The following is a 13,507-nucleotide window of genomic DNA, read 5'->3' on the forward strand; positions in this document are numbered from 1 at the left end:
GGGTTGGGGGGCTGCTCGATCAAGCTAGGCAGCGGGGGCGGTGGTCCAACCCCCGTCCCCCACGGGCGGCCTCCGGAGGTGTTGACTGGAGGACGCCTGGCTTCACGCTCCCTTCGGGGCGGCGAAGTACGACACGAACGGCGCCACGTCCCGGTAGCCCATGCGGCGGTAGACGGGCGCGCCGGCCTCCGTGGCGTGCAGCACCGTGCGCTCCAGCCCCCACGCCTGCCTGGCCTCCTCCAGCGCGCGCCGCATCACCGTCTCCGCGGCGCTCTTGCGGCGGTGCTCCGCGAGCGTCGCGACGAGCGCGATGTAGACGATGCCGTCCACGCGCAGCGCCACCGTGCTCGTCGACGGCTCGCCGTCGTGGCAGCCGACGAAGGCCCGGGCCTCGGGACCGAAGATGCCGGGGGCGGCCAGGGCTTCACGGCCCAGCGCCTGGGGCGTGTCGTAGCTCGCGGCGTTCACGTCCGCGACGGCGTTGTAGCCCCAGGTGTCGCGCACCGGCCGCAGGTCGAGCGGAGGCAGCGGCCGCACCGGCTCCAGCAGCCGGTCCGCCACCATGCCCGTCGTGGCCATCCCCGGCTTGAGCCCCCGCGAGGCGAGCAGCGCGTCCGCCCGCTCCCGCAGCTCCGGCGTCAGCCACCGCGGCGTCAGCGTGAAGGCCCACCCGTGCGGCCCCTGCGCGAAATAGCTCGCGGCCGAGTCCACCGCGCGCAGCAGCTCCGCCTCCGTCTCCGCCGGCCGGTGGAGGAACGCCATGTTCATCAGCGACCACGTCACGTGACCCGCGGTGATGAACACGTCCGCGCGCTCCACGACCTCTCCGTGGGGCAGGCCCAGCGTCATGAGCCTCCAGGCTCCACGGAACTGCGCATGCGATTCGTCGATCTCGGCTCGCGACATGAGGGGGGTCTCCAGCAGGGTCCAGGAAGTCGGATTCTCCGCATTCACGGCGGCCCACGTCTACGTGCGTGAGGGGAGGGGCCCTGCTAAAGCGGGTGCGCAACCCGGTGCGAGGAGTGGGTCGCGATGACTCCAATGGAAGGGCAGTCCTGGCAGACGACCTGCCGGGTCTGTGGCAGGCAGACCTGTCCGAAGCCGGAGGCGGTGGCCTCCTGGATGCGCACGATGCTGGACCGCGTGCACGGCGCGCAGATGCGCGGCGCGGGGCGAAGGGGGCTGCGCGAGGCCCTGGCCATGGAGGGCGTGCTGATCACCACGCACCTGGAGGTGTGGTCGCGGGCGCTGGAGGGCGTGTGCCCGGACTGCATCGCACAGGTGGCGCCGGAGACGGACGCGAAGCTCCAGGACCCCGAAGCGATGCACGAAGCGGCGCTCGCGCGCTGGCGCACCTCCGCGCCGGAGCTGGTCAGCGACGCGGTGGAGTCCGCGGTGGAGGACACGCTCCAGGCCGCGCGCGAGGCCGCGACCCGGAACAAGCCGACGCCCTGAGCAGCCCCGGAGCTCCTGCTCCTCAAGCCTCCTGGGGCGCGCGGAACAGGGGCGCGCCCAGCGCCGCGCCGTTGACGCCGCCGTCGACGAACAGGTCCTGCCCGCTCACGTAGGACGCGTCGTCCGACGCGAGGAAGAGCACCGTCCGCGCGATCTCCTCCGGCCTGCCCATGCGCCCCATGGGGATGGTGGCGGACATGCCGCGCTCCATCCTCGCGAAGGCCTCCGGCGTGGGCGCGTTCTTCTCCCAGATGGGTGTGTTCGTCGCGCCGGGAGACACGACGTTCACGCGGATGCCCCGAGGCGCGAGCTCCGCCGCCAGCACGCTCGCCATCGCCTTGAGCGCGCCCTTGCTCGCGGCATACGCGGCGTACCCCGGCATCCCCAGCTCACTGTGCACCGAGCTGGTGAGGATGACCGACGCGCCGGGCTTCAGGTGCGCCGCCGCGGCCTGCACCGTGAAGAAAGCGCCGGTGACGTTGGTCTGGAGCACGGACGCGAACGTGTCCTGCGTCGTCTTGCCCACGGGCGTCTGCGCCACGATGCCCGCGTTGGCGAACACGATGTCCAGCCCGCCAAAGCGCTCCACCGTCGCCGCCACCGCGCGCTCCAGTGCCGCCGGATCCGTGGCGTCCGCCTGCACCGCCAGCACGTTCGCGCCCAGCTCCTTCACCGCCGCGTCCAGCGTCTCCCGGTTGCGCCCGGTGATGGCCACCCGCGCCCCCTCCGCCACGAACAGCCGCGCCGTCGCCAGCCCGATGCCACTGTTGCCGCCCGTGATCAGCGCCGTCTTTCCCTTGAGCCGCATCCGACTGCCTCCGGTCTGAATGGTTTCATGATGAAACCAATTGCCGGATGAATAAAGGGCCCGGTTTCGTTATGCAACCCGTTGTGGCTGGGCCCTCTGGAAGGAGGCGGTGGTGAAGCGGACGAGCATGGAAGGTGCGGTGTGCCCGGTGGCCCGGTCGCTGGACGTCATCGGGGACTGGTGGTCGCTGCTCATCGTGCGCGACGCGCAGTACGGCTTGCGCCGCTTCGGTGAGTTCCAGAAGAGCCTGGGCGTGGCGAAGAACATCCTGGCCCAGCGCCTGAAGCACCTGGTGGACCACGGCATCCTCGAAACGCAGCCGGCCTCGGACGGCAGCGCCTGGCAGGAGTACGTGCTGACGGAGAAGGGGCGCAGCCTCTTTCCCATCCTGGTCGCGCTGGGCCAGTGGGGGCAGGCGCACTGCTTCGAGGCGGGAGAGCCCCGGACACGAGTGCTCGACAAGGCACACGGGCAGCCGGTGAAGCCGCTGGAGGTGCGCGCCGCGGATGGCCGGGTGCTGACGGTCCAGGACGTGCGCCTGGAGCGGCCGGCAACACAAGGCTAGCGCCACCCGGAGCCGGGCTGGTTAGGGTGTGCCCATGACGCGCCCTGCATCGGATTCGTGGTCACTGCCCTGGATGGGGCTGGGGCTGAGCAGCAACCTGAGCGCCTCGGACGTGCCGCATCCGTACCGGCTGCTCGACGCCTCGCCCGGTCTCTTCGACTTCGTGGAGTACAGCGCGCCCATCGCGCTGGAGGAGGCGAGGGCCCAGGCCACGCTCTTCCCGGAGATGTGGCGCCGCCGCTCGGAGGTGCCGGTCCTCTTCCATCCGGTGCACCTGAACCTGTGGGGGCCGGAGCTGGAGCCCGCGTCGGCGCTCGCGGAGCTGGACGCGCACGCGCGCGCGGTGGGCAGCCCGTGGGTGGGCAACGACGTGGGCTGGTGGCACGCGGGCGGCCAGCCCTTCCCGGGCTACCTCTACGTCACGCCGCCGTTCAACGAAGCGGGCGTGCGGGACAGCGCGGCGCACGCGCTCCACATCCAGGCGGGCTTGAGCGTCCCGCTGGTGATTGAGAACCCCGCCGTGCTCGCCACGCGCGGCGGCCTGCACGCGCTGGACTTCATGGCGAAGCTGCACGCGCGCACGGGCCTGCCGCTGCTCCTGGACCTGGGCCACCTCTTCAGCCACCAGCTCTCCGCGGGCCTGCCCCTGCGCGCGGGCCTGGACGGCTTTCCGTTGGAGCAGGTCGTGGAGCTCCACATCGCGGGCGGCGTGGTGACGCGCAGGGGAGGGCGGTCCTTCTACGTGGATGACCACACGCAGCCCGTGCGCGAGGAGCTGTTCGAGCTGCTGGCGGAGGTGCTCCCGCGCTGCTCGCGCCTGCGCGCCGTCACCTTCGAGGGCGACGGCCATCCGCCGGAGGTGGCGCTCGCGTCGCTGCGGAGGCTGCGCGCGCTCGTCCCGAAGGAGCCCCGCCCCCCCATGTCCCTCCCTGTGTCGCGCGAGCCCGTGCCCGCGCTCACCGGGGACAGCCGCCCATGGGCGCTGTTCGACGCGGGCCACGGCGTCACCCCGGCCACGGAGGACGAGGACCCCGAGGGCACGCGCGCGGACCGGGACTTCCGCCTGGCGGTGGTGGCGGAGCAGTTGGACAAGGACTGGCCCCTCACGCGCCTGTTGCTCGCGGCGACGCCGGAGGGGCTGGAGTCCTTCACCCGCTCGCGCGAGTACCGGGGCCTCTTCGACGGGCTGGGCAGGTCCCTGTCCCACGCCTTCGCGTCCTGGGCGCGCAAGCGCGTGATGGCCGCGCCGTCGGAGGGCGTGGCCGCCGCGCTGTCCCTGGAGATGATGCTGCCGCACGCCTTCCTCCAGACGCCCGTGGCGCCGGCCCCGGGCCAGGTGGCGCTGGCCGAGGACGTCCGCCTGGGCTCCTTCCCCGCCGACCTGACGGAGCTGGTGTTCGCCGCACGGGCGTTGCGGCGGCACCTCACCGGCCGTGCGTGGGCCTGTGGGGCCCTGGAGGTCTCCGGCCTGGAGGCCCTGGCGCAGGTGGCGGCCCGGCCGGGCCCGGGCCCATGGCGCTTCGCCATCCGCCGCAAGGGGACGGGCTTCGAGGTCCTGACGCTGCCTCCGGAGGTGGCCGCGGGGCTCCAGGGGCTCGCGGACGGGCCGGGTCCGGTGGAGGCCCTGCCTGCATGGCTGGTCGCTGAAGGGCAAGCACGCGGGCTCTTGCGGCGGGCATAAGCAGCGCCACATGTCGGCCGGTCAACGGATCCTTGCGCCCACCTGTCTGGTGGGGTACTGCCCGCCGCATGTCGTCACCCCTCGTCGTTGGCATCGCGGGCGGCACCGCGTCCGGCAAGACCACGGTGGCCCGCAAGGTGCGTGAGGCTCTCGCCGACTGCCGGGTCGCCTTCATTGATCAGGATTCGTACTACCGGGACCTGAAGGACATGTCCCTCGAAGAGCGGCGGGAGGTGAACTTCGACCACCCCGACGCGTTCGACACGGAGCTGCTGGTCAGTCACCTGCGCGCGCTCAGGCAGGGCCAGGCCATCCAGAAGCCCGTCTACGACTTCGTCACTTCAGGCCGTCAGCCGCACACGCAGCGCGTGGACCCCGGGGACATCGTCCTCATCGAGGGCATCCTCGTGCTGCACATGAAGGAGGTGCGCGACGAGATGGACGTGAAGATCTACGTCGACGCGGATGACGACCTGCGCATCCTTCGCCGCCTCACCCGCGACATCAAGGACCGCGGCCGCGACTTCGACCACGTGGTGGGCCAGTACCTGCGCCACGTGCGCCCCATGCACATGGGCTTCGTGGAGCCGTCCAAGCACCACGCGGACATCATCATCCCGCACGGCGGCAACAACGACATCGCCATCGGGATGCTCGTGGGCGCGCTCCGGGCGCGGCTCGCCACGCAGCACCAGTCGCAGCGCTAGCTAGCCGCGCAGCCAGCGCAGGAAGTCCTGCACCGGCCCCTTCAGCCGGTGCGCGTCCGCCAGCAGGGTGCCGTGGTCCCCCGGCCCCTGCAGCTCCACGAATCGCGCCTGCACCCCCGCCGCCGTCAACTGGTGGTAGGTGTCCCGCACGCGGCCCGCGGGCGCCAGCGCGTCCGTCGCGCCCGCGAGCAGCAGCACCCGCGCGCGGATCTTCGGGAACGTCTCCGTCAGGTCGCAGCCCGCGTACGCGGAGCAGAGCAGCGACCACGCGACCGGATCGAACGTGTCCGCGAACGACGCGGCCTCCGCCTCCAGCGCCGCCTGCGCCGCCGCGCTGTCCGGATACGCGCTGCCCAGGTGGTCGCGGCCGTAGAGCAGCTTGAGGTAGTCCATGCGCAGCCGCGCCAGCGTCCGGTTCGGCGCGCGCTCGCGCAGGGGCGGGGTGTCCTCGTTGTCGGGCGCCATGCGCAGCACCTGCGACGTGAGGCCCATCTTCTCGCGCAGCCCCTCCGGCAGCGCCCGCGCCGCGCCCAGCACCACCACGCCGTCCGCCAGCTCCGGGAACAGCGCCGCCAGCCGCAGCGCCACCAGCCCGCCCAGGCCAATGCCCACCAGGGCCTTCACGCGCGTGAGCCCCAGGGCCTTGAGCAGCGCGGACACGCCGCGCGCCATGTCCAGCACGGTGAGCGGCGGCAGCCCCGCGCCCCACGGCGCGCCGGTGTGCGGATCCGGCGTCAGCGGCGACGTGGAGCCGAACGGGCTGCCCAGCAGGTTGGGCACGATGACCGGCGTCACGTCCGGATCCAGCGCCTTGCCGGGACCGATGAGCTCCCGACCCCAGCCCGAGGGTTGGTACGCACCGTTCACTTCCGTGCTCAACGCCTGGTGGGAATGGGACAGGTCGTGCAGCACCACCACCGCTTTGCCATCCGACGGTTTCCCATAGGCCTGCCAGGCAATCTGGGGGCTTCCCAGCAGGTCCCCTTCCTCCAGCGGAAGGGGCACGGTGAACAGTTGGATTCCCTCGGCCTGGGGCACGATGATGGGGCTCATATCATTGCCTGCCCGTACGCACAGGAGCCTGTCGCTTGAAGCGCTACTTCGGAATCATCATTGTCATCGCCCTGGTGATCGTCGCCGCGGTGGCGAGTCACCGCACCGCCTCCGCGCGGGCCACCGAGGCGGAGCGGGACGCGGACTTCCGCCGCATCCAGTCCGTCTACCTGGAGCGCGTGGGCTGGATGCGCTCCAACCCGGATGAGGCGTCCTACAAGGACGAGCTGAAGTCCTTCTTCAAGGGCTACTTCGACGACCTCGACGCGCACCTGGACCGCTTTGGGGGGAACAAGAAGTTCGACAGCTACCTGGCGGAGCTGGAGCAGCGCTCGGAGTCGGGCGGCGACAAGAAGGACAACCGCGCGGGGGATCGCAAGGCCTTCTACGAGTACGCGCGCAAGCAGTTCGACTCCCTGCGCGAGGGCCGCTACCGCCCGGTGATGTCCGCCACGGACAAGGGCATGCGCCTGGACGTGGTGTCCAACGACGTGGTGATGGTGATGGGCAAGCCGCAGATCCGCCTGCAACTGGTGCTCTGGGGCGCGCAGCGCGTGGAGAAGGACGAGGGCAAGGTGAAGAAGATGGTCACCAGCGCCGCGTTCGACACGGTGTGGAAGCTCACCGACGCGAAGGGCAAGCTGCTGGGCGAGATGCGCGGCGCCGACCCGTCGATGAAGATCGACTACCCCGAGCGCCTCATCGCCGGCTTCCCTCCGCAGATGTTGCTGGGCCACTACGACCTGGACCTGCTGCCCGCGGAGGTGGCGAAGGTGGAGATGACCGTCAACGTCGCCTCGCACGCGGCGTCCGGAGGCAACGCCAACGCCACCTACACGTGGAAGCTGGACGTGCCGTCCGAGTGGAAGCTGGGCGCCAACGAGACGTGGGAGGGCGCCACGCAGGAGGAGCGGCCGGAGGAGGAGATCGACCCGGCCAAGGCCTCCGCCAAGAAGGGCGAGTAGCCCTTCGTTTCAGGTGAAGGGCGAGGAGCGGGCAGACCGCACTTCGTCACTTCACGACGGCGAAGTGCGACCCCAGCCGGTACGCGGACAGCGTGCCGGCGTCGTCCAGGAAGTACAGGTTGAGGCGCACGTCGGCCTGGAGCGCGACGAGCCCCACCCCCGCGCGCACCTCCGCGAGCACCTGACCGCCGCGAGGATCCACCGCGCGCACCACCTCCCCCGCGACGAGCGTCACGTCGCGGGCGGTGCGCGCCGGCAGCGCGGTGATCAGCGGCTCACCGGCCGCCCCCAGCCGCCAGTCCACCTGCCCGGACAGCGCCACGCGGGCGGCGGCCCCGGACGCGCTCGTCACCACCACCGCGCGCGGCAGCGGCGCCAGCGCATAGGGCCCGGGGCCCAGGTGCAGCGCGCGCTCCCAGACCTTGCGCCCGCGCGCGTCCAGGCACACCAGGAACCCGTCCTGGTCGCGCATCCCGGCCAGGAGCACCCGCTGGCCCACCGGCAGCGGCGTGGAGGGCAGGAGGAGGTCCGGCTCGAAGGTCCACTGCGCCTCGCCGGTGTGCGCGTCCGCCAGCAGCAGCGCGTGATGCGAGCCGCGCCCCATGAGCGCCAGGAAGCGCCGGCCCCACGCCACCGGGGAGCCATGGAAGGGCAGGGGCGAGCGCAGCCGGTAGCGCACCTGACCGTCCTCCAAATCCAGGCCGTACAGGTAGCCCGAATCCGTGGACAGGAGCGCCCGGTGCCCCTGCGTGGCCAGCCACCCGCGCTGCGTGCGCGGCGGGGCCAGGCGCCACACCTCGCGGCCCGTGGCCTCCGCGAAGGCCACCGCGGTGCGGTCCTCCGACAGCGTCAGCAGCAGCCCGTCCTGGCGCAGCAGCAGCGGCCCCAGCGGGATGCCGTCATGGTCATGCAGCCACCGCGCGCCCGAGCCCCGGCCGGTGAAGCCGTACACGCGCGTGTCGTCCGCCGCCACCGCGTGGCCATCCGCGGACGCCGCCACGCCCAGCGACGCGGCCCGCCGCCACAGCAGCGCGCCATCCTTGCGCGAGAACGCGCCCGCCAGCCCCGGCGCGCAGTACACCGGCCCGTGCCGGCCCAGGAGCAGCCGCGCCTCCTCCGGCTCCTCCAGCCCGCGCTGCTCCCAGAGCTTCTCGAAGCGCAGGCGCCGCAGCTTCCCGGGCACCTTCAGCGGACGGGACTCGCCGCGCGCCGGAGGGCTCTTGCGCTCGCGCGCCTCGCCTTCCGCCTCGGGCGGCTTGTGGGCGCCTCGCAGGTGGGACAGCCCCTCGCGGCAGCGCTCCGCCAGCTCCACGAGGTACGGGTTGGAGACCTGGATCCGGTGCGCCTCCGCGAACGCCAGGCCCAGCGCCTCCCCCAACTGGAAGAGGGCGGACAGGAGCGCCTTGGGCTCCAGCTCGAACCACGCGCCGGTGGGCCCCAGCTTCGCCCGCTGCCCGGGCAGGTCCAGCGTCAGGCGGGGGCGCACGCCCGCGGGCTCGAACTCGAAGCGGGCCTCGCCCAGCTCCACGGCTCGCGCCAGCTCCACCGCCTGCCGGGACAGCTCCAGCACCGTGAGGAACGGCGGCCCCGGCGCGCGCCACGCCTGCGGCCGTCCGGGCAGCGCCAGCCACACCTCGCCCGCGCCCAGGAGCGGCGCCAGCGCCCCGGAGGTGCCCCGCGACGGCGCCTCACGGGAGGCGGGGGAGATGTCCTTCAGCTCGAAGCCGAACCCCGGGACGGAGACCGGCTCGATCCGCAGCGGGGTGGGGGGGACGGGCGGCTCCTCCGCATGCGGGGCGGCCTTGCCCAGGCCCTGGAGCGCCTCGCCCAGCTTCCGGGCGGCCGTGGCGGACAGGGCCTTGGGCGCGAGCTTCGTCACGTCCTGGAGGAAGCGCTGGCCGCTCTGGCGGGTGGCCTTCGTCAGCTCCTCGGCGTCCACCCGGATGGGCGGGCGCAGCAGGTGGGCGGGCCGGGCGAGGCTGGCCACCGACAGCTCGATGTCCGGCCCGACGCGCCGCAACACGAGCTCCAGGTGCGCCTCCGTCAGCGACACCTGCGCCAGCCTCCGCCGCCCCGCGTGCAGGGCCGCCACCGCCTCCACCAGGGAGGGGACGACCTCCGCCAGGGGCTCCTCCACCGCCCCGGACAGCAGGTTCACGCCGTCCAGTTCCAGCGCGATGGAATCGAGCGGGGAGGCTGACGGTTCGCGCTTCCAATGGTGTCCGATGCGGAGACGGGTCATTGACGTTCGTTGACAACCCAGTTTAGCGGTGGCTAGCATCCGCCGCCCATACGGACCTACATTTTTGTAACCGTTCGGAATTCTTGGGGAATACTCGATGACATTTTACGAGGCCGCGCTCCGTGTGCTGGAGAGCGAAGGTCGCCCCCTGCATTTCCTTGAAATCACGGAGAAGTCCATCCAGCTGAGCCTGCTGTCCCACATCGGTAAGACGCCGGAAGTGACGATGCTGTCGCGACTGGCCGCCATGGCGCGACGGACGCGGGATCGCAAGGTGATTGTCACGGCGAAGGATACCTTCGCGCTGACGGACTGGTCGCTCTCCGAGGACGTCGAGGCACTTGCACAGACGGGCGTGATGGAGCCGCATCCGGAGGAGGAGTTGCCTCCGCTGCGGCCCGTGGAGCGTCACCCGGAGCCCCGCACGGACAACGTCCGCGCGTCGGGCCGTGGCACGGAGCGCAAGCGCCGCCGTGACGAGGGCGACGAGGAGCGGGGTGGACGCCGCAAGCGCTTCCCGCCGCTGCCGGAGGTCGTGTTCGAGATCCTCAGCGAGGCGGACGCCGCGCTGCGCACGGATCAGCTCATCGAGCGCGCCAAGGGCAAGGAGCTGTGCGCGGAGGAGACCACGGTGGAGGCGGTGCTCACCGCCCTGCTGGAGGACAACCAGCGCCGCATCGACGCGGGCCGCCGGCCCCAGTACGCCTTCAACCAGGAGACCGGCGAGGTGTCCCTGGAGCGCGCGGGCGCGCCGAGCGAGGCGCCGCCCCTGGAGCTCCAGGCCGCCTTCGCGCAGGCCCTGGGCATCCCGTTGGAGGGGGGCCGCCCGGTGCTGGGCAAGCCCGCCGCCGCCGGCGAGCCCCTGGTGGACGAGGCCCTCATCACCACCGCGCGCACGGCCCTCAAGGACGCGCGCCGGGCGGTGGCGCGCGGGCTGCGCAAGCGCCTGGGCGACGCGGACGTGGGCACCTTCGAGAAGTCCGTGGTGAAGATGATGCACGGGCTGGGCTTCCGCGAGCTGAAGGTCGCCAAGCGCTCCAAGGAAGGCCCCCTGCTCACCGCGCGCAAGCGCGAGGGCAGCGTGGAGCTGCGCTACGCGGTCCGCATGCTCAAGGGCATGCCGGGCATCGACCGCAAGACGGTGCAGGAGCTGCGGCGCGACCTGGGCCACTACTCGGCGCAGGTGGGCCTGCTGGTGAGCGCGGGCGAGGTGCGCGGCGACGCGCGCTCGGAGGCGCAGGCCTCCGGCTCGCTGGTGATGCTGTGGTGCGGTGACGCCCTGGGGGAGAAGTTCCTGGAGGCGAAGACCGCCGTCACCGTCACCCAGGTGGAGCTGTACGACATCGACGAGCGCTTCTTCGAGGCCGCGAAGCTGGACGCCGAGGAGGCCCAGCGCCGCCGCGAGGAGCGCAAGAGCGAGAAGCAGGCCCGCGAGGAGGGCGGTGGAGAGGTCGAGGTCGCCGCCACCCCCGAGAAGCCGGAGCGCGCGGAGCGTCCCGAGAGGGGCGACCGTCAGGAGCGCTCCGAGCGCCGCCGGGACCGTCAGCGTGAACGGGCCGAGGCCCGCGACGCCGCCCAGTCCGGCGCCGAGGGCGCCGAGGCCAAGGCCTCGCCGGTGGCCCCCGCGCCGCCGGCCGCCGCCGGGTTCACGCCCGCGTCGGAGGAGGACGAGTCCGAGGAGGGCGACGACGAGGGTGAGGACGAGGACCTGGAGGCCGCCAGCGCCTTCGTGGGCGGAGCCAAGGAGGGCGCCGAGGCCGGCACCGCCGAGGGCAGCGCCTCCGAGCGCAAGCGCCGCCGCCGCCGTCGCCGGGGCCGTCGCGGCCGTGGCTCGCGCGGAGCGGAGGGCACGCCCGCGGGTGAGGCCGGCGCTCCCGCCGGTGAGGCCGCGGCCAGCGCGGGTGAGGCCGGCGCCACCACGGTGGCAGCGGTCGCCGCCGGTGAAGGCAACGGCTCCTCGGACGGCATCACGGCCGAGGCCACGGTGGGCATCGGTGAAGGCAACGGCTCCTCGGGCGGCATCATGGCCGAGGCCACGGGGGGCACGGAGTCCTCCGGTGGCCTCGCCGCGCCGTCCCCGGGTGGCAGCGTCACCGGTGAGCCGGTCGCGCTCGCGGGCGAGGCCCTGCCCGTGCCGACGGAGGCCCGCCCCGCGAACGGGGAGGGCGCCGCGGTGGGCAACGCCTGGCAGGCGGGCGAAGCGGTGCAGGCCCCGCCGGAGTCCGACGAGGCCGCGCGTGCCCGGGCCGAAGCCGCCCGCGCCGCGTCCGACGCGGTGACCCCGGTCGCCGCGCAGGCGCTGCCTCCGGAAGAGGCGCCCGCCGAAGCGGCCTCGCAGCCCGCGGAAGTCCGCGAGGCCCGCGAGGTGCACGAGGCGCCGGTGTCCCCTGGGACGGAGGGTTCGTCCGAGGGCAACAAGGAAGGCTGATCCCCCGCACGGAATCAGGTGCGGTGGACGCGGGAGTGTTAGCCTGTGGGGGCCATGAAGCCGGCCCTGCTGCTAACCTCCTGCGTGCTGTTCTTCGGGGCCTGCCGCTCGCAGGCCCCGCGCTATCCGGTGGCGCCGGTGGAGCTCTCCGGGACCACCCTGCGGGACAACGCCCTGCTGGGCTTCGGCCCGGAAGGCGTGCGGGAGCTGTTCGACGACGCGCTGAAGTCCTCCGGCCGCTTCGAGTGGGTGGCCGACGAGTCCCCCAAGAAGTCCCGCCCCTGGCGGCTGTCGCTGGACGTGCCCTTCACCCGCGAGGTGCTGAAGGACGGCAACCCGCACAGCTTCGCGGAGGTGGGCGCCAACCTGTCCCTGGAGCGCTTCGGCGGCAACACGCCCCAGCGCTACGAGGTCGTGGGCCTGGGCGAGGCGGCGGTGGAGGAGGACTCGGCGGAAGGGCGGCGGGCCGCCATGCGCAGCGCGCTGGAGAACGTGCTGCGGCAGGTGACGGAGTCCGCGGTGCTTCAACTCGCCGCGCTGGAGCGCACGGACGAGGCGCTGGTGGCGGACCTCCAGGCGTCCGACTCGCGCATCCGCGAGTTCGCCCTGCGCACGCTGGCCGAGCGCAAGCACCCGGCCGCCGCGCCGCTCCTGATTGAACGCCTCAAGGACACCAGCGACGCGGAGCAGGTGCGCCGCACCATCGGCGCGCTGGCGGAGATGAAGGCGAAGAGCGCGGTGCCGGCGCTCATCGACCTGGCGCGCGGCAAGGACTCGGGCTTCCTGCAGGAGATCGTCTTCGCGGTGGGTGAGATTGGCGGCCCGGAGGCGGAGGCGTACCTGTACACGGTGGCCCAGGGCCACGACACGCCGTCGGTCCAGGCCGCCGCGCAGCAGGCGCTGGACACGCTCTACGCATCACGCAACCACGCAACCGCGGAGGCGCGTGGCCAGGGCCACGCGGACCCCTAGCGCATGATGAAGCAATCACTGTCGATGGTGGGGGGCCTGGCCCTCCTGGCCTCCACGCTCGTCGGGTCCGGCTGCGCGAAGCGCGTCGAGTCGGACACGCGCCCCTCGCCCGAGTCCATCGCCCAGTACTACCCGCTGGCCGTGGGCAACGCCTGGACGTACCGGATTGACGGGCGCGACGACAAACCCGTCACGGTGGAGATCGTCAAGGAGCAGGACGGCTACTTCGTGGACAACCAGGGCGGCCAGCTCACCGTGGACGCCTTCGGCCTGCGCGACCCCAAGCGCTACCTCCTGCGTGGCCCGCTGGAGGCCGGGCGCGGCTGGAACAACGTCGTGTCCGTGTCCTCCACGGAGCGCTACCAGTTGGTGCAGGTGGGCTTCGCCTGCAAGGTGCCCGCGGGCTCGTTCCCCAACTGCGTGAGCGTGGAGGGCCGCAACAAGGTCGACGCGCAGACCACGCTCGTCAACACGATGACCTTCGCCGCGGGCGTGGGCCTGGTCCGCGTGGACGTGGCCACGGAGCACGACGGCAAGCGCGTGCCGCAGACGGAGCTGGAGCTCATCTCCTACAAGGCCGGCGCCGCGAATTCCGAGGCCGCGTCCGCTCCCGCCCCGAACTGAAGCGGCC

General features: G+C 72.6%; 12 protein-coding genes. 8 read left to right on the top strand and 4 right to left on the bottom strand.

The window, feature by feature from the left end; all coding sequences use genetic code 11:
• Positions 1-102: 102 nt before the first annotated feature.
• Positions 103-906, bottom strand: coding sequence for a GNAT family N-acetyltransferase (locus tag K8612_RS06265; protein WP_223740344.1), 804 nt, complete (start codon positions 904-906; stop codon positions 103-105).
• A gap of 126 nt (positions 907-1,032) precedes the next feature.
• Between K8612_RS06265 and K8612_RS06270 the strand changes: the two genes are divergently transcribed.
• On the top strand, positions 1,033-1,455 hold the full coding sequence (locus tag K8612_RS06270) for a hypothetical protein (protein ID WP_223761595.1): 423 nt from the start codon (positions 1,033-1,035) through the stop codon (positions 1,453-1,455).
• A gap of 22 nt (positions 1,456-1,477) precedes the next feature.
• Here K8612_RS06270 and K8612_RS06275 read toward each other — a convergent pair whose 3' ends face one another.
• The gene (locus K8612_RS06275) at positions 1,478-2,263 is read right to left on the bottom strand and encodes an SDR family NAD(P)-dependent oxidoreductase (RefSeq protein ID WP_223761596.1); all 786 of its coding nucleotides are present in this window, start codon (positions 2,261-2,263) and stop codon (positions 1,478-1,480) included.
• Positions 2,264-2,375: 112 nt separating this feature from the next.
• Between K8612_RS06275 and K8612_RS39160 the strand changes: the two genes are divergently transcribed.
• The 3 genes from K8612_RS39160 to udk all read left to right on the top strand — a co-directional run bounded on the left by K8612_RS39160 (position 2,376) and on the right by udk (position 5,216).
• Positions 2,376-2,828, top strand: coding sequence for a winged helix-turn-helix transcriptional regulator (locus K8612_RS39160; protein ID WP_373692084.1), 453 nt, complete (start codon positions 2,376-2,378; stop codon positions 2,826-2,828).
• 34 nt (positions 2,829-2,862) lie between these two features.
• Positions 2,863-4,509, top strand: a complete 1,647-nt coding sequence (locus K8612_RS06285; protein WP_223761597.1) for a DUF692 family multinuclear iron-containing protein — start codon at positions 2,863-2,865, stop codon at positions 4,507-4,509.
• 68 nt (positions 4,510-4,577) lie between these two features.
• On the top strand, positions 4,578-5,216 hold the full coding sequence (udk, locus tag K8612_RS06290; protein ID WP_223740341.1) for a uridine kinase: 639 nt from the start codon (positions 4,578-4,580) through the stop codon (positions 5,214-5,216).
• On the opposite strand, the gene K8612_RS06295 is transcribed toward udk, so the two are convergent.
• The gene (locus tag K8612_RS06295; RefSeq protein ID WP_223740340.1) at positions 5,217-6,269 is read right to left on the bottom strand and encodes an alpha/beta fold hydrolase; all 1,053 of its coding nucleotides are present in this window, start codon (positions 6,267-6,269) and stop codon (positions 5,217-5,219) included.
• Positions 6,270-6,304: 35 nt separating this feature from the next.
• Here K8612_RS06295 and K8612_RS06300 point away from each other — a divergent pair, with 35 nt between their 5' ends.
• Positions 6,305-7,234, top strand: coding sequence for a hypothetical protein (locus tag K8612_RS06300; RefSeq protein WP_223740339.1), 930 nt, complete (start codon positions 6,305-6,307; stop codon positions 7,232-7,234).
• Positions 7,235-7,280: 46 nt separating this feature from the next.
• Here K8612_RS06300 and K8612_RS06305 read toward each other — a convergent pair whose 3' ends face one another.
• Positions 7,281-9,476 (bottom strand): PQQ-binding-like beta-propeller repeat protein, encoded by a 2,196-nt coding sequence (locus K8612_RS06305; RefSeq protein WP_223761598.1) that lies wholly within the window; start codon positions 9,474-9,476, stop codon positions 7,281-7,283.
• A gap of 97 nt (positions 9,477-9,573) precedes the next feature.
• On the opposite strand from K8612_RS06305, the gene K8612_RS06310 reads away from it, so the two are divergent.
• The 3 genes from K8612_RS06310 to K8612_RS06320 are packed head-to-tail and all read left to right on the top strand — an operon-like array spanning position 9,574 to position 13,500.
• Positions 9,574-11,904 (top strand): HTH domain-containing protein, encoded by a 2,331-nt coding sequence (locus K8612_RS06310; RefSeq protein WP_223761599.1) that lies wholly within the window; start codon positions 9,574-9,576, stop codon positions 11,902-11,904.
• 54 nt (positions 11,905-11,958) lie between these two features.
• The gene (locus K8612_RS06315; protein WP_223761600.1) at positions 11,959-12,876 is read left to right on the top strand and encodes a HEAT repeat domain-containing protein; all 918 of its coding nucleotides are present in this window, start codon (positions 11,959-11,961) and stop codon (positions 12,874-12,876) included.
• 3 nt (positions 12,877-12,879) lie between these two features.
• The gene (locus tag K8612_RS06320) at positions 12,880-13,500 is read left to right on the top strand and encodes a hypothetical protein (RefSeq protein WP_223761601.1); all 621 of its coding nucleotides are present in this window, start codon (positions 12,880-12,882) and stop codon (positions 13,498-13,500) included.
• The last annotated feature ends 7 nt before the right edge of the window (positions 13,501-13,507 follow it).

It is taken from the genome of Corallococcus sp. AS-1-6 (assembly GCF_020037015.1).
Lineage (GTDB): Bacteria > Myxococcota > Myxococcia > Myxococcales > Myxococcaceae > Corallococcus.